Source organism: Microbacterium ginsengisoli (genome assembly GCF_000956535.1).
Taxonomy (GTDB): Bacteria; Actinomycetota; Actinomycetes; order Actinomycetales; family Microbacteriaceae; genus Microbacterium; species Microbacterium ginsengisoli.
Map to the genome: position 1 here is coordinate 1 of NZ_JYIY01000047.1, position 19834 is coordinate 19834.

The 19834-nt window shown below is 71.3% G+C and carries 17 protein-coding genes and 1 tRNA gene; 16 read left to right on the top strand and 2 right to left on the bottom strand.

What is annotated here, in order from left to right; all coding sequences use genetic code 11:
* From RR49_RS15770 to RR49_RS01380, 7 genes are all read left to right on the top strand, one after another.
* On the top strand, positions 1 to 231 hold a 231-nt coding region (locus tag RR49_RS15770; protein WP_045246051.1), incomplete at its 5' end, for a hypothetical protein.
* A 92-nt stretch (positions 232 to 323) separates the two neighbouring features.
* Complete coding sequence (gene topA, locus RR49_RS01355; protein WP_048809441.1) at positions 324 to 3053, top strand: type I DNA topoisomerase; 2730 nt, start codon at positions 324 to 326, stop codon at positions 3051 to 3053.
* Positions 3050 to 3682 carry a dTMP kinase gene (tmk, locus tag RR49_RS01360; protein WP_045246052.1) on the top strand — a complete coding sequence of 211 codons (633 nt, stop codon included), beginning with the start codon at positions 3050 to 3052 and terminating at the stop codon, positions 3680 to 3682. Before topA ends, tmk begins: the two co-directional genes overlap by 4 nt.
* Before the next feature lie 32 nt (positions 3683 to 3714).
* Entirely contained in the window at positions 3715 to 4869 is a 1155-nt protein-coding gene (locus tag RR49_RS01365; protein ID WP_045246054.1) for a DNA polymerase III subunit delta', read from the top strand.
* Complete coding sequence (locus RR49_RS01370; RefSeq protein WP_045246055.1) at positions 4866 to 6410, top strand: alpha/beta hydrolase; 1545 nt, start codon at positions 4866 to 4868, stop codon at positions 6408 to 6410. The genes RR49_RS01365 and RR49_RS01370 overlap by 4 nt, the downstream gene beginning before the upstream one ends.
* Before the next feature lie 101 nt (positions 6411 to 6511).
* Positions 6512 to 6587: transfer RNA gene (locus tag RR49_RS01375), tRNA-Thr, on the top strand.
* A gap of 72 nt (positions 6588 to 6659) precedes the next feature.
* Positions 6660 to 7052, top strand: coding sequence for a hypothetical protein (locus RR49_RS01380; protein WP_045246056.1), 393 nt, complete (start codon positions 6660 to 6662; stop codon positions 7050 to 7052).
* 35 nt (positions 7053 to 7087) lie between these two features.
* On the opposite strand, the gene RR49_RS01385 is transcribed toward RR49_RS01380, so the two are convergent.
* Positions 7088 to 7978 (bottom strand): EamA family transporter, encoded by an 891-nt coding sequence (locus tag RR49_RS01385; protein WP_045246058.1) that lies wholly within the window; start codon positions 7976 to 7978, stop codon positions 7088 to 7090.
* Between the two features lie 58 nt (positions 7979 to 8036).
* Here RR49_RS01385 and RR49_RS01390 point away from each other — a divergent pair, with 58 nt between their 5' ends.
* From RR49_RS01390 to RR49_RS01420, 7 genes are all read left to right on the top strand, one after another.
* Positions 8037 to 10250 (top strand): MMPL family transporter, encoded by a 2214-nt coding sequence (locus RR49_RS01390; RefSeq protein ID WP_045246060.1) that lies wholly within the window; start codon positions 8037 to 8039, stop codon positions 10248 to 10250.
* 16 nt (positions 10251 to 10266) lie between these two features.
* On the top strand, positions 10267 to 10863 hold the full coding sequence (locus tag RR49_RS01395; RefSeq protein ID WP_045246062.1) for an isochorismatase family protein: 597 nt from the start codon (positions 10267 to 10269) through the stop codon (positions 10861 to 10863).
* Positions 10860 to 11516, top strand: a complete 657-nt coding sequence (locus RR49_RS15020; protein ID WP_048809442.1) for a DUF2510 domain-containing protein — start codon at positions 10860 to 10862, stop codon at positions 11514 to 11516. The genes RR49_RS01395 and RR49_RS15020 overlap by 4 nt, the downstream gene beginning before the upstream one ends.
* A gap of 84 nt (positions 11517 to 11600) precedes the next feature.
* On the top strand, positions 11601 to 12242 hold the full coding sequence (locus RR49_RS15025) for a DUF2510 domain-containing protein (RefSeq protein WP_048809443.1): 642 nt from the start codon (positions 11601 to 11603) through the stop codon (positions 12240 to 12242).
* Between the two features lie 134 nt (positions 12243 to 12376).
* The gene (locus tag RR49_RS01410; RefSeq protein ID WP_045246063.1) at positions 12377 to 13507 is read left to right on the top strand and encodes a thiamine pyrophosphate-dependent enzyme; all 1131 of its coding nucleotides are present in this window, start codon (positions 12377 to 12379) and stop codon (positions 13505 to 13507) included.
* Positions 13504 to 14514, top strand: a complete 1011-nt coding sequence (locus tag RR49_RS01415; protein ID WP_045246065.1) for an alpha-ketoacid dehydrogenase subunit beta — start codon at positions 13504 to 13506, stop codon at positions 14512 to 14514. Before RR49_RS01410 ends, RR49_RS01415 begins: the two co-directional genes overlap by 4 nt.
* Positions 14511 to 15941 (top strand): dihydrolipoamide acetyltransferase family protein, encoded by a 1431-nt coding sequence (locus tag RR49_RS01420; protein ID WP_045246066.1) that lies wholly within the window; start codon positions 14511 to 14513, stop codon positions 15939 to 15941. The genes RR49_RS01415 and RR49_RS01420 overlap by 4 nt, the downstream gene beginning before the upstream one ends.
* A 132-nt stretch (positions 15942 to 16073) precedes the next feature.
* On the opposite strand, the gene RR49_RS01425 is transcribed toward RR49_RS01420, so the two are convergent.
* Positions 16074 to 16682, bottom strand: coding sequence for a TetR/AcrR family transcriptional regulator (locus tag RR49_RS01425; RefSeq protein ID WP_045246067.1), 609 nt, complete (start codon positions 16680 to 16682; stop codon positions 16074 to 16076).
* A gap of 110 nt (positions 16683 to 16792) precedes the next feature.
* On the opposite strand from RR49_RS01425, the gene RR49_RS01430 reads away from it, so the two are divergent.
* On the top strand, positions 16793 to 18403 hold the full coding sequence (locus RR49_RS01430) for a carboxyl transferase domain-containing protein (protein WP_048809444.1): 1611 nt from the start codon (positions 16793 to 16795) through the stop codon (positions 18401 to 18403).
* Between the two features lie 5 nt (positions 18404 to 18408).
* Positions 18409 to 19834: acetyl-CoA carboxylase biotin carboxylase subunit (locus tag RR49_RS01435; RefSeq protein ID WP_045246076.1), on the top strand; the 1426-nt coding region annotated here is incomplete at its 3' end.

Sequence of the window (19834 nt, forward strand, 5' to 3'; positions counted from 1 at the left end):
GCGGTCGTCGCCGCCGACGCGGCCGCGCTCGCCGCGGCGGACGGCGCGAGTGGCGCCGTCGCCGGCGAGCCCTGTGCACTCGCCGAACGGCTCGCCCGCGCCCACCACGCCGAGGTGCGCACCTGCACGATCGACGGCCTCATCGCGACGGTGGGAATCGGGGCGGACTTCGGTGCGTTCCAGATCTCCGCCACCGCACGGGCCGGGCCGCCGCAGGTCGTGGCCCCCTGAGCCGGGCGTGAGTGCGGGCAACGGTCATCGACGCCCCTCAGAGAGCACCGGCCGCCGGGTGTGTATGGTGTGCATCGACGAAAGGACCGTGAGTGGCACAGGGCAAGACCGCCAAGACGGAGAGCGGCAAGAAGCTCGTCATCGTGGAGTCGCCGACCAAGATGACCTCGATCCAGGGCTATCTCGGCGACGGCTACGAGGTGCTCAGCTCGGTCGGTCACATCCGCGACCTCGCGAGCAAGAAGGACATCCCGGCCGAGAAGAAGGCCGCGTACGGCAAGTACTCTATCGACGTCGACAACGGCTTCGACCCCTTCTATGTGGTCAGCGAGCGCAAGACGAAGACGGTCGCCGATCTGAAGCGCGCCCTCAAGTCCGCCGACGAGGTCCTGCTCGCCACCGATGAGGATCGCGAGGGGGAGGCCATCGCCTGGCACCTGCTCGAGGTGCTCTCGCCCAAGGTCCCCGTCAAGCGCATGGTGTTCCACGAGATCACCAAGGACGCGATCCGCAAGGCCGCCGAGAACACCCGCGAGCTCGACCTCGCGCTCGTCGACGCGCAGGAGACCCGCCGCGTGCTCGACCGCCTCTACGGCTGGGACGTCTCGCCGGTGCTGTGGCGCAAGGTCGGCAGCGGCACCCAGGGGCAGGCGCTCAGCGCCGGCCGCGTGCAGTCCGCCGCCACCCGCCTCGTCGTCGACCGCGAGCGCGAGCGCATGGCGTTCGTGTCCGCCAGCTATTGGGACATCGAAGCCCTCGCGACCGCGTCGGGCAGCTCGTTCACGACCCGGCTCGCCCGCATCGACGGCGCCCCGCTCGCCCGTGGCGGCGACTTCGACGACCGCGGCACACTGACCAAGGCCGTCGTCGTGCTCACCGAGGCCGACGCTCGCGCGCTCGCCATTGCGGTCGAGGGCGTGGGTGAGGCATCCGTCATGAGCGTCGACGCGAAGCCCGGCACCCGCAGCCCCCGCGCGCCCTTCACCACCTCGACCCTGCAGCAGGAGGCCGGTCGCAAGCTCTCGATGAGCGCGAAGCACACGATGAGCGTGGCGCAGCGTCTCTACGAGAAGGGGTACATCACCTATATGCGCACCGACTCCACCGCCCTGTCGACGCAGGCGGTGCAGGCGGCGCGCGAGCAGGCCGTCGCTCTCTACGGTGATCGCGCCGTTCCCGCGAACCCGCGCACCTACGCCAGCAAGAGCAAGAACGCGCAGGAGGCGCACGAGGCGATCCGCCCGTCGGGTGAGCACTTCCGCACGCCGGCGTCGATCTCGGGGTCCCTCGACCGCGACGAGCAGCGCGTCTACGACCTCATCTGGAAGCGCACCGTCGCCAGCCAGATGTCCGACGCGAAGTACGAGACCACGACCGTGACCCTCGCGGTTGCCGCGGCATCCAAGAAGCTCGAGTTCACCGCATCCGGCACCGTCTACACCTTCAAGGGCTTCCTCGAGGCGTACGAGGAGGGCCGCGACGAGAAGCGCAACGACGGCGACAAGGCAGACGACCAGTCGCTCCCCGCCCTCGCCGTCGGCGACGTGCTCACCACCAGCGACGTCGAGGCCAAGGGCCACTCCACGAGCCCCAAGCCCCGCTACACCGAAGCCTCGCTCGTCAAGGCGCTGGAGGAGAAGGGCATCGGACGCCCGTCGACCTTCGCGAGCATCATCGATGTGATCCTCGAACGCGGCTACGTCACCAAGCGCGGCCAGGCCCTGGTGCCCAGTTGGCTCGCCTTCAGCGTCGTGCGGCTGCTCGAGCAGCACTTCGCCGACCTCGTCGACTACGACTTCACGGCCGCCCTCGAAGACGACCTCGACGCGATCGCACGCGGCGAACAGCGCCGCGAGGAATGGCTGCGCGAGTTCTACTTCGGCTCCGAGAACCACGTGGGTCTGCGCCACATCGTCGACAACCTCGGCGACATCGACGCGCGCGAGCTCAACTCGACCCGCCTCACCGACACGGCGACGCTCCGGTTCGGCAAGTACGGGCCCTACATCGAGGTCACCGACCCGGATGCCGCGCCCGACACGAAGGCCCGCATCGTCAACGTGCCCGACGACCTCGCGCCCGACGAGCTCACCCCCGACAAGGTGCAGGAGCTCATCGACGCGCCCGTCGCCGGTGACCGAGTGCTCGGCGAGAACCCGGCCAACGGCAAGCTCATCGTCGTGAAGGACGGCCGGTACGGCCCCTACGTGCAGGAGCTCGAGCCCGAGGCCGACCCTGAGATCGACACCGCGACCGGCGAAGTGGTCGAGACGAAGAAGAAGACCACCAAGAAGGATGCCGCGCCGAAGCCGCGCACCGCGTCGCTGTTCAAGAGCATGTCGGTCGACACCGTCGACCTCGACACGGCTTTGCGGCTGCTCGAGCTGCCCCGCACCGTCGGCACCGACCCCGAGAGCGGCGACGAGATCACCGCCCAGAACGGCCGCTACGGCCCCTACCTGAAGAAGGGCACCGACTCGCGCTCCCTGGAGAGCGAGCAGCAGATCTTCGACGTCACCCTCGAGCAGGCGATCGAGATCTACGCGCAGCCGAAGTACGGCGCGCGCCGCGCCTCGAGCGCGCTCAAGGAGTTCGACGCCGACCCGGTCAGCGGCAAGCCCATCCGGGTGCGCGACGGTCGCTTCGGTCCGTATGTCACCGACGGTGAGACGAACGCGACCATCCCGCGCGGCGAGACCGTCGACGACGTCGACTTCGAACGCGCGAAGCAGCTTCTCGCCGACAAGCGCGCCAAGGGGCCGGCGCCCAAGCGCGCGACCGCGCGCCGCACGACGACGCGCAAGACCACCGCGAAGAAGTGACAGGCGACACCCGGCCCGGGCTCTGGATCACCCTCGAGGGCGGCGACGGCTCGGGCAAGACGACGCAGGCGGTGCGTCTGGAGGAGTGGCTGACCGGTGCCGGACGCACCGTCGTGCGCACTCGCGAGCCCGGCGGCACCGAGGTGGGGCGACTCGTGCGAGACATCGTGCTGCACCACCGCGGCGACATCGCTCCCCGCGCAGAAGCGCTGCTCTACGCCGCCGACCGCGCGCACCACATCGCCACACTCGTGCGACCGGCGCTGGAGCGCGGCGACGTCGTCATCCAAGACCGCTACCTCGACTCGTCCGTCGCGTATCAGGGTGCCGGACGCGTTCTCGACGGCGCCGACATCCGCGACATCTCGCTGTGGGCGGCCGAAGGCGAACTGCCCGATCTGACAGTGCTGCTCGACCTCGACCCGGCGTCGGCACGCGCACGACTCGACGCCGCCGACAAGCCGTTCGACCGGCTCGAGGCCGAGAAGGACGACTTCCACGCCCGCGTGCGCGACGCGTACCTTGCGCTCGCCGCCGCCGAGCCCCACCGGTTCCTCGTGATCGATGCTGCCGGAGCACCCGACGACATCGCCGCCACCGTCCGCGCGCGCGTCGCCGCTCTCCTCTGACGACGTCCCCGGCCGCCGATAGTCTGGTCCGCATGGCTGCCACGATCACGGATGTCCCGTGGGGCGATGTGTGGGGCCAGCCCGAGGCTGTCGCACAGCTGCGGGCCGCGGCATCCGATCTCTCGCTGCTCGCCCACGCCTGGCTCATCACCGGGCCGCCCGGGTCAGGGCGCTCGACCCTGGCTCGCGCGTTCGCGGCCGCGCTCATCGCCGAGCCCGGAGACGAGCAGGCGATGCAGCAGGTGCTCATCGGCACCCACCCGGACCTCACCGCCCTGCGCACCGAGCAGGTCGTCATCCGCATCGACGAGGCGCGCTCCCTCGTCGAACGGGCCTATTTCGCCCCCTCACGCGGTCGCTTCCGGGTGATCATCGTCGAAGACGCCGACCGCATGGCCGAGCGCACCTCCAACGTGCTGTTGAAAGCGCTCGAAGAGCCGCCGGCGCAGACGGTCTGGGTGCTGTGCGCACCCAGTGACGCCGACCTTCTGCCCACCATCCGCTCGCGCGTGCGCACCGTTCGACTACGTGAGCCCGAGGTCGCCGACGTCGCGCGGCTCATCGTCGCCCGCACCGGCGTCGACGAGCGCGTCGCCGAGCAGTCCGCCCGTCACGCGCAGCGCCACATCGGCATGGCGCAGCGGCTCGCGACCGACGGTGCCGCCCGCGAACGCCGCGACGCCACACTCCGCGCCGTGCTCGGAGTGCGCGGCGTGTCCGACGCGGTCGAGGTAGCCGCCACCATCGTCAAGCTTGCGACCGACGACGCCAAGGCGCTGACCACAGAGCGGGACGAGGCCGAGCGCGCCGACCTGCTGCGTACGCTCGGCATCGCCGAAGGGCAGGCGGTACCCCCAGCGGTGAGATCGCAGGTCAACGCCCTCGCCGAAGACCAGAAACGCCGCGCGACGCGCAGCCTGCGCGACGGCATCGATCGGGTGCTCACCGACCTCGAATCGCTCTTCCGCGACGCCGTGATGCTGCAGTTCGGGCGGGACGAGGAGAATCTCATCAACCTCGAGCTCGCCTCGCAGCTCCATGCTCTCGCGTCCGCCTGGCCGCCCGACCGCACTCTCACCGTGCTCGATCGCATCACGGTCACCCGTGAGAACCTCGAACGAAACGCCGCCGCAGCCCTTGCGCTCGAAAGCCTGCTCATCACCGTCGCCACCGGGAGGACCGTATGACCCGCACCCGCAACCTGCGGCGCGCCCTCGTCGTGATCGCGGGGCTCGCCGCGGCATCCGTCACCCTCTCGGCGTGCCTCTTCAGCCCCATCGTGCCGCAGCCGATCCCCACGAAGACCCCGTCGGCCGACGGCGTGGCCGCGAACGTCGCGAGCTTCTACACCCAGACCCTCAGCTGGTCCTCGTGCGGCACCGGCTTCGACTGCACGTCCGTGACGGCGCCGCTCGACTGGCAGAACCCTGAAGCCGGAACGATCACCCTCGCCGTCATCCGCCATCGCGCGACCAACGGCACGGCGCTCGGATCGCTGCTCACGAACCCCGGGGGGCCGGGCGCGAGCGGCTACGACCTCATCCAGCAGAGTCTCGACTATGCGGTCGGCTCCGAACTGCAGAAGACGTTCGACGTGATCGGATTCGACCCTCGTGGAGTCGGGCGTTCGACCGCCGTGACCTGTTACGACGCGAAGCAGATGGACTCCTATCTGTTCGATCTCGTTCCCGCGCCGCGCGGGAGTGCGACGTGGACCAGCGATCTCGTCGCCAGCCAGAAGGCGTTCGGTGCGGCGTGCGAACAGAACAGCTCCGGGCTCCTGCCCTACATCACGACCGACCAGGCCGCGCGCGACATGGACCTGCTGCGCGGCGTGCTCGGCGACAAGAAGCTGAACTACCTCGGCTACTCCTACGGAACGTTCCTGGGAGCGACCTACGCGAAGCTCTTCCCCCAGAACGTCGGACGCATGGTCCTCGACGGTGCCCTCGATCCGTCGGTGTCGGGACTGGACGTGTCGACCACCCAGGCGATCGGGTTCCAGTCGGCCCTTCGCGCCTACATGACCAACTGCCTCGCCGGGTCGTCGTGCCCGTTCACCGGCACCGTCGATCAAGCCCTCGCCTCCCTCGGCGACCTCCTCGCGCAGGTCGACAAGACCCCGATCACCAACGCGGACGGGCGAAAGCTCGGCGCCGACTCGCTGGTCACCGGCATCGTCGCAGCCCTCTACTCGAAGGACAGCTGGCCGGTGCTCTCCTCGGCCCTCGCCGCCGTCAAGTCCGGCAGCGCCGCGCAGGCGTTCCGGCTCGTCGACTTCTACTACAACCGCAGCAGCAACGGCGTCTACCAGGACAACTCGACCGAGGCGTTCGAGGCGTACAACTGCATGGACTACCCGCAGGTCACCTCGCAGGCCCTGAAAGACGCCTCCAAGGCCGAGATCGCGGCGAAGGCTCCGACGATCGCGCCGTACTGGAGCGGTCCCGACCCGTGCGCCGTCTGGCCGATCACGGCGACCGGCGTGCGTGAGAAGATCAGCGCCCCCGGCGCGCCGCCGATCATCGTCATCGGCACCACCAACGACCCGGCCACGCCGTACGTGTGGGCGAAGTCGCTCGCGGAGCAGCTGTCGTCCGGCGTCCTGATCACCCATGAGGGCGAGGGGCACACGGCGTTCAACAAGGGCAGCAGCTGCGTCGACGACGCGGTCGTCACCTACTTCGAGACGGGCACGCCCCCGCAGAACGGGCTCACCTGCCAGTAGCGGATGCCGCGGCATCCGCGCGGACGAGGCGAGCGCCGGCGTTCGCGGGCGCTCGGGTGACCATGTAAGATCGGAGATCGTGCGCCGCGGCTTCGCGGCTCGCCACCTTAGCTCAGACGGCAGAGCGATTCACTCGTAATGAATAGGTCAAGGGTTCGATTCCCTTAGGTGGCTCCACACTCGTGAAGGCCCCGGGCGACGCCCGGGGCCTTCGTCGTCGCAGAGGGCGGTTTCGCTACAGTGAAAGGGATGTCGCTGCTCGACGTGCTCGCGGAACTGTTCACCTGGGTGGGCTTCGGCATCGGCGCGCTTCTGGCCGGCGTCGCCGTGGTCGCGTACCTCTTCGACGGCACGTGGATGCGGGTCGATGCGATGCTCGAGCGCGAGGACGGCGAACTCGTCGCGCGGTGGTTCGCGTCCGACGGTGGGGTGGGTCGTTCCGTGCTGCACCCGCACGACGCCGAGCGTCTGGGCGACGCCGCGCATGCGGAGCTCTTCGCCCGCGAGGGGTCACATCACCGTGTGCGCCTGTCGGGGCGGTCGCCTCTCGTTTCCGCGCTCGGATGGTTCGCGGCGGGGTTCCTCGCACTCGGTGTCGTCGCTGTCGCGGCCTCCATGGTGCTGCTGTTCGCCGGAGTCTGAGGCGCGGTCGATCCCGTGGTGAGCGGATGCCGCGCTCAGTCGAGGGCGAGCATCACCGCGGCGCCGAGCGCGAGAGTGAGTCCGACGATCTGCACCGGCGCGATGCGTTCGCGCAGCACGATCGCCGCGAGCACGATCGTGCCGGCTGGGTAGAGCGCCGTCAGCGCGGCGACGATCGACAGATCGCCGGTGCGCAGCGCGAGCAGCATGGCGATGTTCGCCACCGCGTCGCCGACGCCGCCGACGGCGGCCGGCCACCACACGATGCGGCTGCCGGCGACCGCCGCCGGGGAACGCAGCGCCTCGACGACGGAACGGCGCCGCGCCGCCGCCCATGCGATCATGCCGGCGACGATGAGCACCGTGAGGGTGACGTTGACGGCGCGGGAGACGAGCAGTGCATCGAGCCCGCTCTCGGCGGATGTGTGATCGATCGCGATGATCTGCGCGCCGATCGCGAGGCCCGCTCCGACGGCGAGGGCGAGTCCCCGGATGCTGGGACGCACTGCCCCCTGCTCGGGCACGAACCCGACGAGTGCGACGGCGACGAGCGCGACGCCGAGGCCGGCCCAGGCGAGCGGTCCGAGCGACTCACCGCCGACGGTGACGCCCCAGATCATCGGGGCGACGGCCGAGACGATCGCGGTCAGCGGCGACAGGATGCTCATCGGCCCGATCGCGAGGCAGGCGTACAGCAGGGCGAGGGAGACGACGCCGCAGACTCCCGAGATCGCGCCCCACGCGGCATCCGCGGCGCTCAGCGTGCCGCCCGCGATCGGCGCCGCGATCAGCAGCACGACGACGCCGGTGCACGCGGCGATCGCGGTGACCACGATCGGCTTGAGATGTCGCGCGGTGAGCCCGCCGAGGAAGTCGGCCGCGCCCCACAGCAGTGCCCCGCTCAGGGAGAGGAGGGCGGCCAGCATCGCGATCAGCCTAGGGGAGGGGTGGCGCCCGCGATATTTCGCTAGATAAGCTAGGTATATGGATGCCGCGTCCCCCACGTCCCGCCGCAGTGACCGCCGTCAGACCGACCGGGCGACGACCCGCTGGCTGCGCTTCGGCATCCCGCTGGTGCTGGTCGCCGTCTGGCTCGCGGGCGGAGCCATCGGCGGACCCTACTTCGGCAAGGTCGACGAGGTGTCCACGAACGACCAGGCGTCGTACCTGCCCCAGAGCGCGCCCTCGACGAAGGTGAACGCGCTGCTGCCCGACTTCCTCGGCTCCGACAGCATCCCGGCGGTCGTCGTGGCCCAGGCACCCTCCGCCCTCACCGACACTCAGAAGGCTGATCTGACGTCCCTCGCCGACCGCTTCGGCGCGGTCTCGGGCGTCACCGGCACGGTGTCGCCCCCGATCATCTCCGACGACGGCCGCGCGGCGCAGATCATCGTGCCCGTCTCGTCATCGGCGTCGGTCGGCGATGTCGTGGGCGAGCTGCGGGCCGCGGCATCCGATCTGTCCGACGGAGTGCAGGTGTGGGTGACCGGTCCCGCCGGGTTCACCGCCGACCTCGTGAAGGGGTTCCTCGGCATCGACGGACTGCTGCTCGGCGTCGCCCTGCTCGCCGTGTTCGTGATCCTGGTGATCGTCTACCGCTCGCCGCTGCTTCCCGTGCTGGTGCTGCTCACCTCGATGTTCGCGCTGTGCGTGGCGCTGCTGACGGTGTGGTGGCTGGCGAAGGCGGGCATCTTCGTGCTCAACGGCCAGGTGCAGGGCATCCTGTTCATCCTGGTGATCGGCGCCGCCACAGACTACGCGTTGCTCTACACCGCCCGCTTCCGCGAGGCGATCGGTGAGGGGATGCCGCGCTGGGCCGCCACGCGCGCCGCCTGGCGGGGAGCGTTCGAGCCGATCCTCGCCTCGGGCGGCACCGTCATCGCGGGCCTGCTGTGCCTGCTGCTCTCCGACCTCGCCACCAACCGCGCCCTCGGCCCGATCGCCGCGATCGGCATCGTGTTCGCGATGCTGTCTGCCCTGACATTCCTGCCGTCGTTGCTCGCCTTGTTCGGGCGCGCCGCCTTCTGGCCGTTCGTGCCGCGGCATCCGCTCGGTGCACTTCCCGACGACTTCACCGCCCCCGTGCGCGGCTTCTGGCCGCGCCAGGCGCGTTTCATCGCCCGCCGCGCCCGCCCGATCTGGATCATCGCGACCATCGTGCTGCTCGCCGCCGGCGTCGGGGTCACGCAGCTGCGCGCGCAAGGTGTTCCCTCGAGCGACCTCGTGCTCGGCGCCTCGGAGGCGCGCGACGGCCAGGCCGTGCTCGGCGACCACTTCCCGGCGGGCTCCGGCAGCCCCGTCACGATCGTCGCACCGCAGTCCGACCTCACTGCGGTCGTGAGCCGTCTCGCCGCCGAGCCGGGCATCTCGAGCGTCGCCGTGGTCTCGGCCGACTCGCCCTCGGGGCAGGCGACCGCCACCGTGCAGGGCGGGCAGCTCGTGCTCGTGTCGCAGGGGCCGCCCGCCGCGACCGCACCCGCCCCGACCGTGCGCGACGGCGACGTGCTCGTCTATGCGACCCTCACCGACGCGGCCGACTCGACGGCGGCCGAGAACGTCGTGCGCACCATCCGCGCCGACCTCGACACGCAGCTCGGTGCCGGCACGACGCTCGTCGGCGGCACCACCGCGCTCGACGTCGACGCGAACGACACGGCGATTCACGACCGCACCGAGATCATTCCCGTCATCCTCGGGGTGATTCTGCTGATCCTCATGCTGCTGCTTCGTTCGATCCTCGCGCCGGTGCTGCTCGTGCTCAGCGTCGTGGTCTCGTTCGCCGCGGCCCTCGGAGTGAGCGCACTCGTGTTCGACGGCGTGCTCGGATTCCCGGGCGCCGACCCATCGGTCCCGCTCTACGGGTTCGTGTTCCTCGTCGCACTCGGCGTCGACTACAACATCTTCCTGATGTCGCGCGTAAGAGAGGAGTCCGTTCGCCACGGTACGCGCCGCGGCATCCTACGCGGCTTCGTGGCCACCGGCGGGGTCATCACCTCGGCCGGGCTGGTGCTCGCGGCCACGTTCGCGGCGCTGGGAGTCATCCCGATCCTCTTCCTCGCGCAGATCGCGTTCATCGTCGCGTTCGGCGTGCTGCTCGACACGTTCGTGGTGCGGTCGCTGCTCGTGCCCGCGCTCGCCTACGACCTCGGCAAGGTGATCTGGTGGCCCTCGGCGCTATGGCGGCGCGGGGCGCCGTGACGCCTATGCTGGCGCTATGACGCGGGCCCTGTTCATCGTCGACGTGCAGAACGACTTCACCGAGCACGGAGCGCTGGGGGTGGTCGGGGGTGACGCCGTCGCCCGCCGCATCTCCACGTTCCTCGCCGCCCATCGAGGCGAGTACACGCTGGTCGCGGCGTCCCGTGACTGGCATGACGCCGAGGGTGACAACGGTGGGCACTTCGCCGCCGAGCCCGACTTCGTCGACACTTGGCCGCCCCACTGCGTCGCCGGGACCCCCGGCGCCGACTATGACGACGGGTTCGATCCGACGGGCGTCGACGTGCACCTGAAGAAGGGGCAGGGCAAGCCCGCCTACTCGCTCTTCGAGGGCGTCGCCGACGACGGCCGCACCGCGACCGACCTGCTGACCGAGCGCGGCACCCTCGACATCGACATCGTCGGCATCGCGACCGACTACTGCGTGCGCGCCTCCGCCCTCGACGCCCTCGCCGCCGGGCGGCGCGTGCGGGTGTTCACGGATCTCATCGCGGGCGTGCACGCCGACTCCAGCGCCGCCGCGCTCGCAGAGATCGGCCATGCGGGCGGCGAGATCACGACGTCGGATGCCGCGACCGGGGGCCGCCCGTGAGCGCGCCGTGGCCGGCGGTCGCCCCGGGGTGGTACCCGGATCCCGTCGACGCTCGCTTCGTGCGGTGGTGGTCCGGTCGCGAGTGGACGGGCCACGTGCAGGGGGCGATCGCCAGACCTGCTCCTCCGGCCGTGCGTCGAGACATCCGCACGGGGACGGTGTGGATCTGGCTCGTCACACTCTCGCCGATGCTGTCCACGGCGACGCTCTTTGTGTGGAACATCCCCGCCGATGTCGACGTGCTCCTTCACGACATCGCGCGGCAGGCGTACGACACGGGCCCGTTCGACACGACGATCCTCTCGATCGTCGCCACCCGTGGGCTGATCTGGTATCTGATCGTGCTCGCCGTGAGTGCGCTCGTCTACGCCGCGGGCGTGGCCATGTCGGCGCGCGACGCGGCCGTGCTGCGCCGACGAGGAGTCGTCGACCCGTTCCCGTGGGCGTGGGCGTTCCTGTCGGGTTCGATCTACGTGATCGGGCGCACAGTGATCGCGCGTCGTCGCACAGGCAGCGATCTCGGGATGCTGTGGGTGGAGATCGGCCTGATCGTGCTGGTGAACGTCCTCGTCGTCGTCTGGTTGGTGGTCATCCTCATGTCCATAGGCGCCACGGTGGCCAGCCTGTCCGGTGGCGTGATCTCGTCGGTCTGACTTCGGCGCCCGATCTCGACCCGGTGCGCATCGGCGACGTAGGCTGATCGCAGATTCAGGAGATCACGACGAGGGTGGACGAGCGTGAGTGACAGCGAGAGCGCGGCGGTCGCCGGCTGGTATCCCGACCCGCTGCAGCCCGGCGCCGAGCGGTGGTGGGACGGCACGGCATGGAGCACGGCGACACGGCTGATCGCCGCCCCCGCGGTGGAGACGGGGTCGCCGGCGCCCATCACGAGCGGGGTCGATTCGATCTGGATCTGGCTGGTCGTGCTCGTCCCCGTGCTCAATCTGCTGCGCTTGCCGCTGATGGACATCGGCGGCTACGTGCAGGCAGTCTTCGAGGCCACGCGATACGGCCGCGGATCGGGACAGATCGCGGCGGTGCTCACGACCTGGGGGCCTCGATTCGTGCTCTCGTCGGCGCTCGGAGTGGTGACGTACGGGCTCACCGTGCTCTTCGGTGCGCTCGACTGGCTGCGCCTGCGTCGGCTCGGCGTCGATCGGCCGTTCCACTGGGCGTGGGGCTTCCTCTCGTCACTCGTCTACGTCATCGGGCGCGCCGTGGTGATCCGACGCCGTACCGGGAAGCTGTCGCCCACCCTCTGGATCTCCATCGCCGTCGTCATCGTTGTGATCGCGGTGTCGATCGCGTTCACGTTCGCCGCAGTCCTCGGCGCACTCCAGGGCATCACGCCCATTCCGCCCTCAGGAATCGGCAGCTGAATTCACAATTCGCTCAATTGCAGTGTCGAGTCTTGAGCTGACTGCTGCATCGACGTAGTCTCCAGGTGTCGGCGACGAGGCCGACACGAGCCGTCGTCCGGCCTCACGAGGGCCGGCGCGAACCGGAGGTCGCAATGGTGCACACCCTCATCCCCGAGACCCTTCCCGCCGCCGACGTCGACGACGTCGCGCGGGTGCTCACCCCTGAGGGCGAGCGCATCCCCGATCGACTGCTCGACCCCTGGATCACGGATGTCGACACCGGCGCCCTGCGCGCGCTGCACCGCGACATGTCGGTGCTGCGCCGCCTCGACGCCGAGGGCGTGGCCCTGCAGCGTCAGGGGCAGCTCGGCCTCTGGGCGCCGTGCGCCGGCCAGGAGGCCACCCAGATCGGCATCGCCCGGGCGTTCCGCGACGACGACTTCCACTTCACGAGCTACCGCGAGCTCGGCGTGCTCTACGCGCGCGGAGTGAGCCCCGAGGGCCTCGTGCGCCAGTGGCGTGGCGAGGCGCCCTCGGGCTACGACCCGTTCGACGTGCACGTCGCGCCGCTGCAGATCATCATCGGCGCGCAGAGCCTGCACGCCGTCGGCTACGCGATGGGCGTGCAGCGCGACGGCGGCGACCAGGTCGCCGCGGCCTGGTTCGGTGACGGCGCGACGAGCGAGGGCGACGTCAGCGAGGCGCTCGTGTGGGCGGCATCCTTCGACGCACCCGTCGTGTTCGTGTGCACCAACAACCAGTACGCGATCTCCGAGCCCGTCGGCGTGCAGACCCGGCACTCGATCGCCACCCGTGCCGCCGGCTTCGGGGTGCCGAGCCTGCGCGTCGACGGCAACGATGTTCTCGCGTGCCTCGCCGCCGGACGCTGGGCCGCCCACCACGCCCGCTCGGGGGAGGGCCCCGCCTTCATCGAGGCGGTCACGTACCGGATGGGACCGCACACCACGAGCGACGATCCCACCCGCTACCGCACCGCCGACGAGCGCGAGGCATGGGCGCGGCGCGATCCGATCGACCGTGTCGCCGAATACCTCGACGGCCTCGGCGCGATGGATGACGCGTTCGCGGCCGAGGTGGCCGTGGCATCCGATCAGGCGGCCGCCGACATGCGCGCGGCGTGCCTCGCGATGACGACGGCGCCCGCCCTGAGCGTGTTCGACCACGTCTATGCCGAGCCGCACGCGGCGCTCGCCGCCCAGCGCGGCCGGTTCGCAGCCTACCTCGACGGGTTCGAGGGCGCCGAGACCGAGGCCGCACGATGACGACGCTCCCGATGGGCAAGGCCCTCAACGCCGGACTCCGGCGCGCGCTCGCCGACGACGACCGCGTGCTCGTCATGGGCGAGGACGTCGGACGCCTCGGCGGGGTGTTCCGCATCACCGACGGACTTCAGGCGGAGTTCGGTGCGCAGCGCGTCATCGACACCCCGCTGGGCGAGGCGGGCATCGTCGGCACGGCGGTCGGGCTCGCGTTCCGTGGGTTCCGGCCGGTCGTCGAGATCCAGTTCGACGGCTTCGTGTACCCCGCGTTCGACCAGATCGTCTCGCAGGTCGCGAAGCTGCACTACCGCTCGCAGGGGCGGGTTCGGATGCCCCTGACCATCCGCATCCCGTGGGCGGGCGGCGTGGGCGCGGCGGAGCACCACTCCGAGTCGCCGGAGGCCTACTTCGTGCACACGTCGGGGCTGCGGGTCGTGGCGGTCTCGAACCCGCAGGACGCCTACACGATGTTGCGCCAGGCGATCGCCTGCGACGACCCGGTGGTCTTCTTCGAGCCCAAGCGGCTCTACCACGCGAAGGGCGAGGCCGACCTCGACGGCGACCTCGCCGATGCGCCCCCGATGGGTCTCGCCCGTATCGCCCGTGAGGGCAAGGATGTCACCGTGCTCACCTACGGCGGGCAGGTGACCACGGCGCTCGACGCGGCCGTCGCCGCGGAGGACGAGGGCGTCTCGCTCGAGGTCATCGACCTGCGCTCGCTGTCGCCGGTCGACTATCGCACCGTGACCGCATCGGTGCGCAAGACCGGACGGGTCGTCGTCGTGCACGAGGCCGCCGCCGAGGCGGGCGTCGGCGCGGAGCTGGTCGCGAGCGTCACCGAGCGCTGCTTCACCTTCCTCGAGGCGGCGCCCGTGCGGGTGACCGGGCACGACATCCCGTACCCGCCCGCGAAGCTCGAGAAGCACCACCTGCCCGACCTCGACCGCGTGCTCGATGCGGTCGACCGCGTGCTCGACCGGCCGAACAGCTTGACGGGGGTCGAGCTGTGAGCGTCGAATTCGCCCTGCCCGACCTCGGCGAAGGTCTCGCCGACGCCGAGATCGTGCAGTGGCTGGTCGCCGAGGGCGACACCGTGACCCTCAACCAGACCCTCGCCGAGGTCGAGACCGCGAAGGCCATCGTCGAGCTGCCGTCGCCGCACGCGGGTGTCATCTCCCGACTGCATGCGGCCGCAGGCGACACGGTCGACGTGGGGGCTCCGCTCGTCACGTTCGACGCAGCGGTCGAGGCGGCCAGCGATGCCGTGCCCGCCGAGCCGGCGCCGGTCGACTCCGCTCCCGCCGAGCCGACGGTCGGCGGGGAGGCCGCGGCATCCGTCGATGCTGATGCTGACACTGATGCCGACGACGAGCACGAGGATGCCGCGCCCCGCCCGAACCTCGTCGGGTACGGCGCGCTCGCCCGTTCGGGCGCGCGCCCGCAGCGGCGTCCGCGTCGGGTGCGCGAGGTCGCCGAGGTCGACACGGCCGTGCTCGACGCGGCGCCGCACGACGCGCACGTGAGTGCTCCGGTCGACGACGGCCCGCTCGAGCGACTGCGGTCGACGCCGCCGGTGCGCCGGCATGCGAAGGAGCTCGGCGTCGAGCTGGCGCTCGTCGCGGCCGCTGGGGCGACCGGCGTCATCACCCGCGCCGACGTCGACGCGTTCGCCGCGCGCGTCGGGGCGTCGGCGCCCGCGGGGCCAGGCCCCGCCGTCGCACCGGCTCTGGCCGCGGCATCCGATCGTCACGTGCCCGTGCGCGGCGTGCGCAAGCGCACGGCCGAGGCGATGGTGCGCAGCGCCTTCACCGCCCCGCACGTCACGATCTTCCACACCGTGGATGTCACGGCCACCACCGCGTTCGTCGCCTCGCTGCGCGACGACCGTGCGCTGGCCGGGCACCGCATCGGGGTGATGGCGGTCGTCGCGAAGGCGGTGTGCCTCGCGCTCGGCGCGACGCCGTCGCTCAATGCGACATGGGACGAATCGGGGGAGGAGATCGTGGAGCACACCGCCGTGCACCTCGGCATCGCCGCCGCCACCGACCGCGGACTCGTGGTGCCCGTCGTGCACGACGCCGGTCGGCTCGGACTCGTCGCCCTCGCCGACGCGATCGGCGACCTGACGCGCACCGCGCGCGACGGGCGCACGACTCCCGCCGGGTTCGCCGGCGGCACGTTCACGATCAGCAACGTCGGGGTGTTCGGTGTGGAGGCCGGCACCCCGATCCTCACGCCGGGGCAGTCCGGCATCCTCGCGGTGGGTGCGGTGCAGCGTCGGCCGTGGGAATGGCAGGGGGAGGTGGCGCTGCGCGACGTCGTGACGCTCAGCCTGTCGTTCGACCACCGCGTCGTCGACGGCGAGCAGGGCGCCCGGTTCCTCACCGACGTCGGCGGTGTGCTCACGGAGCCTGGCCGCGCGATGCTCCTCGGCTAGTCCGAGGCCCCGGGAGACCCCGCGGCCGGTGATCCGGTCGCGGGGGTCTCGCGCGCGTGCGGCGCGCAGCCGTGCACGGTGGCCGCTGTGCGGGGCCGCACGGTTGCGCGCCCACCTCCCCGCGCGCCGGACTCAGGCGTCGAGGGCGCGCAGCGCGAGGTCGTGCAGGATCGCCCCGACGGTCTGGTCGCCGGGGGCGCCGCGGAGGCCGCGCACGCTGTGGGGGGTCGAGTTGATGAGGCCGAACACGGCGTGCGCCCGCACGCGCAGGTGGGTCGCGGGCACGTCGGGGTGCCGGTGCTGCAGCACGCGGGTCCACAGTTCGACGTACTCGCGCTGCAGGCGTCGCACGCGATGGCGGTCAGGGTCGTGCAGGTTCTCGAGGTCGCGATCCTGCACGCGGATGACGTCGGCGTCGGCGAGGGCGAACGCCACATGGAAGCGCACGAGCGCGTCGAGCTGGTCGCCGGGATCGTCGTGGGCGGCGATGACGGTCCGGCCACCCTCGAGCAGCCGTTCGCTCGCGCCGACCAGGATCTCGCCGAGCAGTGCCTGCTTGCCGGCGAAGTGCCGGTAGAGTGCGGGGCCGCTCACGCCCACGGCGGCTCCGAGCTCTTCGATGGACACCGCGGCGAACCCCTTGCGGGCGAACAGGGCGGATGCCGCGCGTACCAGGGCGTCCTGCCGTTCGGTCTTCGCGCGCTCCCGCGCGGTGGGCGTCTCGACGTCGTTGTCGGCCACGCCGCCCCCTTGTCATCTCGGTTAGCGGACGCTAACGTGAATTCCAGTTAGTGAACACTAACACTGCGGCGCATCCGATGGGGGATGCGAACGACATCGATGGAGATGGGATGACCGCGACCGACACCGTGACCGGCATCGCCGGCGCCGCCGACGTGCGCACCCAAGCGGACCTCGCCCGGGAGCTGCGTGCGCGTCTCGCTGTCGCGGCCGAGGGCGGGCCCGAGGCATCCCGTCGTCGTCACACCGAGCGCGGCAAGCTGCTCGTGCGTGACCGCATCGCCCGACTGCTCGACGAGGGCAGCCCCTTCCTCGAACTCGCCCCGCTGGCCGCCGACGGGCTCTACGACCCAGACGCCCCGGGCGCCGGTGTCGTCGCAGGCATCGGCCTCGTGCACGGGCGCCACGTCATGGTGATCGCCAACGACGCGACGGTGAAGGGCGGCACCTACTATCCGCTGACGGTGAAGAAGCACCTGCGGGCGCAGGAGGTCGCGCTCGAGAACCGCCTGCCGTGCATCTGCCTCGTCGACTCGGGTGGCGCATTCCTGCCGATGCAGGACGAGGTCTTCCCCGACCGCGACCATTTCGGTCGCATCTTCTTCCACCAGGCGCGCATGTCGGCCGCCGGCATCCCCCAGATCGCCGCGGTGCTCGGCTCGTGCACGGCGGGCGGCGCGTACGTGCCGGCGATGAGCGACGAGACGGTGATCGTGCGGGGACAGGGCACGATCTTCCTCGGCGGCCCGCCGCTCGTGAAGGCCGCGATCGGCGAGGTCGTCACGGCCGAGGAACTCGGCGGCGGCGAGCTGCACGCCCGCACGTCGGGGGTCGTCGACCATCTCGCCGACGACGACGCCCACGCGCTCGAGATCGTGCGCGACATCGTCGCGACCCTCCCCGCGCCTGCGGCCCCTGCCTGGGACATGCGGGCCAGCGTGCCGCCCGCGGCCGACCCCGCCGAGCTCTACGCCCTCGTTCCCGTCGACGTCACGCAGGCGTACGACGTGCACGCCGTGATCGAGCGCCTCGTCGACGGCGACCCCGACGGGTGCTCGTTCCACGAGTTCAAGGCCGACTACGGCACGACGCTCGTGACCGGCTTCGCGCGTCTGCACGGCCACCCTGTCGGCATCGTCGCCAACAACGGCGTGCTCTTCGGGGCATCCGCTCTGAAGGGCGCCCACTTCATCGAGCTGTGCGACCAGCGCGGCATCCCGCTCGTGTTCCTGCAGAACATCTCGGGATTCATGGTCGGTCGTGACGCCGAGGCCGGCGGCATCGCGAAAGACGGCGCCAAGATGGTCACCGCTGTCGCCACCACCCGCGTGCCGAAGTTCACGGTGCTCATCGGCGGCTCGTTCGGGGCCGGGAACTACTCGATGTGCGGGCGCGCCCACAGCCCCCGCTTCCTGTGGTCGTGGCCGGCCAGCCGCATCTCGGTCATGGGCGGTGCGCAGGCGGCGACGGTGCTCGCGACAGTCAAGCGCGACCAGCTCGAGGCCCGCGGCGACGACTGGTCGACCGGGGAGCAGGAGGAATTCGAGGCGCCCATCCGCGCCCAGTACGAGCAGCGCGGCAACCCGTACTACGCCACCGCCCGGCTCTGGGACGACGGCATCGTCGACCCGCTCGACACGCGCGACCTGCTGGGGCTCGCCCTGGACGTCGCCTCCCGCACGCCGCTTCCCGCCCCGGCCTTCGGGCTCTTCCGGATGTGAGCGACGTGCCCCTCTTCGACACCGTGCTGGTCGCGAACCGCGGCGAGATCGCCCGCCGGGTGATCCGCACGCTGCGGCGCCTCGGCATCCGGTCGGTCGCCGTCTACAGCGACGCGGACGCCGGCGCGCCGCACGTGCGCGAGGCCGACGAGGCGGTGCGCATCGGCGAGGCCGCCGCCGCGCGCAGCTACCTGAGCATCGACGCGCTGATCGCGGCCGCGCAGGTCACGGGCGCGCAGGCCGTGCACCCCGGCTACGGGTTCCTGTCCGAGAGTGCCGCGTTCGGTGCGGCGTGCGCGGCCGCCGGCATCGTCTTCATCGGGCCGGGCGAGCGCGCGCTCGAGGTCATGGCCGACAAGATCCGTGCGCGCGATCACGTCGCCGCGCACGGCGTGCCGATCGTTCCCGGCTTCAGTGCGGCGGCGCTCGGCGACGACGAGATCGCCGCGCGCGCGGCCGACGTCGGGTTCCCGCTGCTCGTGAAGCCCTCCGCGGGCGGCGGCGGCAAGGGCATGGAGGTCGTGCCGGATGCCGCGGCCCTCCCCGCAGCGCTCGAGACCGCCCGGCGCGTGGCCCGGGCCGCCTTCGGTGACGACACGCTCCTGCTCGAGCGGCTGGTGACCCGACCGCGCCACATCGAGGTGCAGGTGCTCGCCGACGCCCACGGGGCGGTCATCCATCTGGGGGAGCGGGAGTGCACGCTGCAGCGGCGCCACCAGAAGGTCGTCGAGGAGTCCCCGTCGCCCGCCGTCGACGCGGCGCTGCGCGCGCGTCTCGGTGCCGCCGCCGTCGCGGCCGCGGCATCCGTCGACTACCGGGGTGCCGGGACCGTGGAGTTCCTCGTGTCGGCTGACCGCCCGGCGGACTTCTTCTTCATCGAGATGAACACGCGGCTGCAGGTCGAGCACCCGGTCACCGAGGCCGTCACCGGCATCGACCTCGTCGAGCAGCAGCTGCGCATCGCGGCGGGCGAGCAGCTTCACATCGCACAGAGCGACGTCGTGCTCGACGGACATGCCGTCGAGGCGCGCGTGTACGCCGAGAGTCCCGAGCGGGGCTTCCTGCCGGCGACCGGCGAGGTGGTGCGCTGGCTGCCCGCCCCGGGCGTGCGCACCGACGCGGCGGTCGAGACCGGATCGCACGTCACCACCGACTACGACCCCATGATCGCGAAGGTGATCGCCCACGCACCCACCCGGGCCGCCGCGCTCGCCGCGCTCGACCGCGGTCTGCGCGACACCGTGTTGCTGGGCGTCGAGTCGAACGTCGGATTCCTGCGCGACCTGATCGCGCTGCCGGCGGTCGTCGCCGGCGACCTCGACACCGGCATCATCGAGCGGATGCCGCCTCCCGCCCCGCGTGCGCCGACCGAGGCCGCCCTGCGGGTCGCGGCCGCCGCAGCCCCCGCGCCCGGCGCGACGGAGCCCGCGT

Excerpts from the sequence above, each read along its gene's own strand:
- RR49_RS01365 (WP_045246054.1), top strand. The coding sequence starts at position 3,715 with ATGGCTGCCACGATCACGGATGTCCCGTGGGGCGATGTGTGGGGCCAG.
- RR49_RS01370 (WP_045246055.1), top strand. The coding sequence starts at position 4,866 with ATGACCCGCACCCGCAACCTGCGGCGCGCCCTCGTCGTGATCGCGGGG.
- RR49_RS01380 (WP_045246056.1), top strand. The coding sequence starts at position 6,660 with ATGTCGCTGCTCGACGTGCTCGCGGAACTGTTCACCTGGGTGGGCTTC.
- RR49_RS01385 (WP_045246058.1), bottom strand. The coding sequence starts at position 7,978 with ATGCTGGCCGCCCTCCTCTCCCTGAGCGGGGCACTGCTGTGGGGCGCG.
- RR49_RS01390 (WP_045246060.1), top strand. The coding sequence starts at position 8,037 with ATGGATGCCGCGTCCCCCACGTCCCGCCGCAGTGACCGCCGTCAGACC.
- RR49_RS01395 (WP_045246062.1), top strand. The coding sequence starts at position 10,267 with ATGACGCGGGCCCTGTTCATCGTCGACGTGCAGAACGACTTCACCGAG.
- RR49_RS01410 (WP_045246063.1), top strand. The coding sequence starts at position 12,377 with ATGGTGCACACCCTCATCCCCGAGACCCTTCCCGCCGCCGACGTCGAC.
- RR49_RS01415 (WP_045246065.1), top strand. The coding sequence starts at position 13,504 with ATGACGACGCTCCCGATGGGCAAGGCCCTCAACGCCGGACTCCGGCGC.
- RR49_RS01430 (WP_048809444.1), top strand. The coding sequence starts at position 16,793 with ATGACCGCGACCGACACCGTGACCGGCATCGCCGGCGCCGCCGACGTG.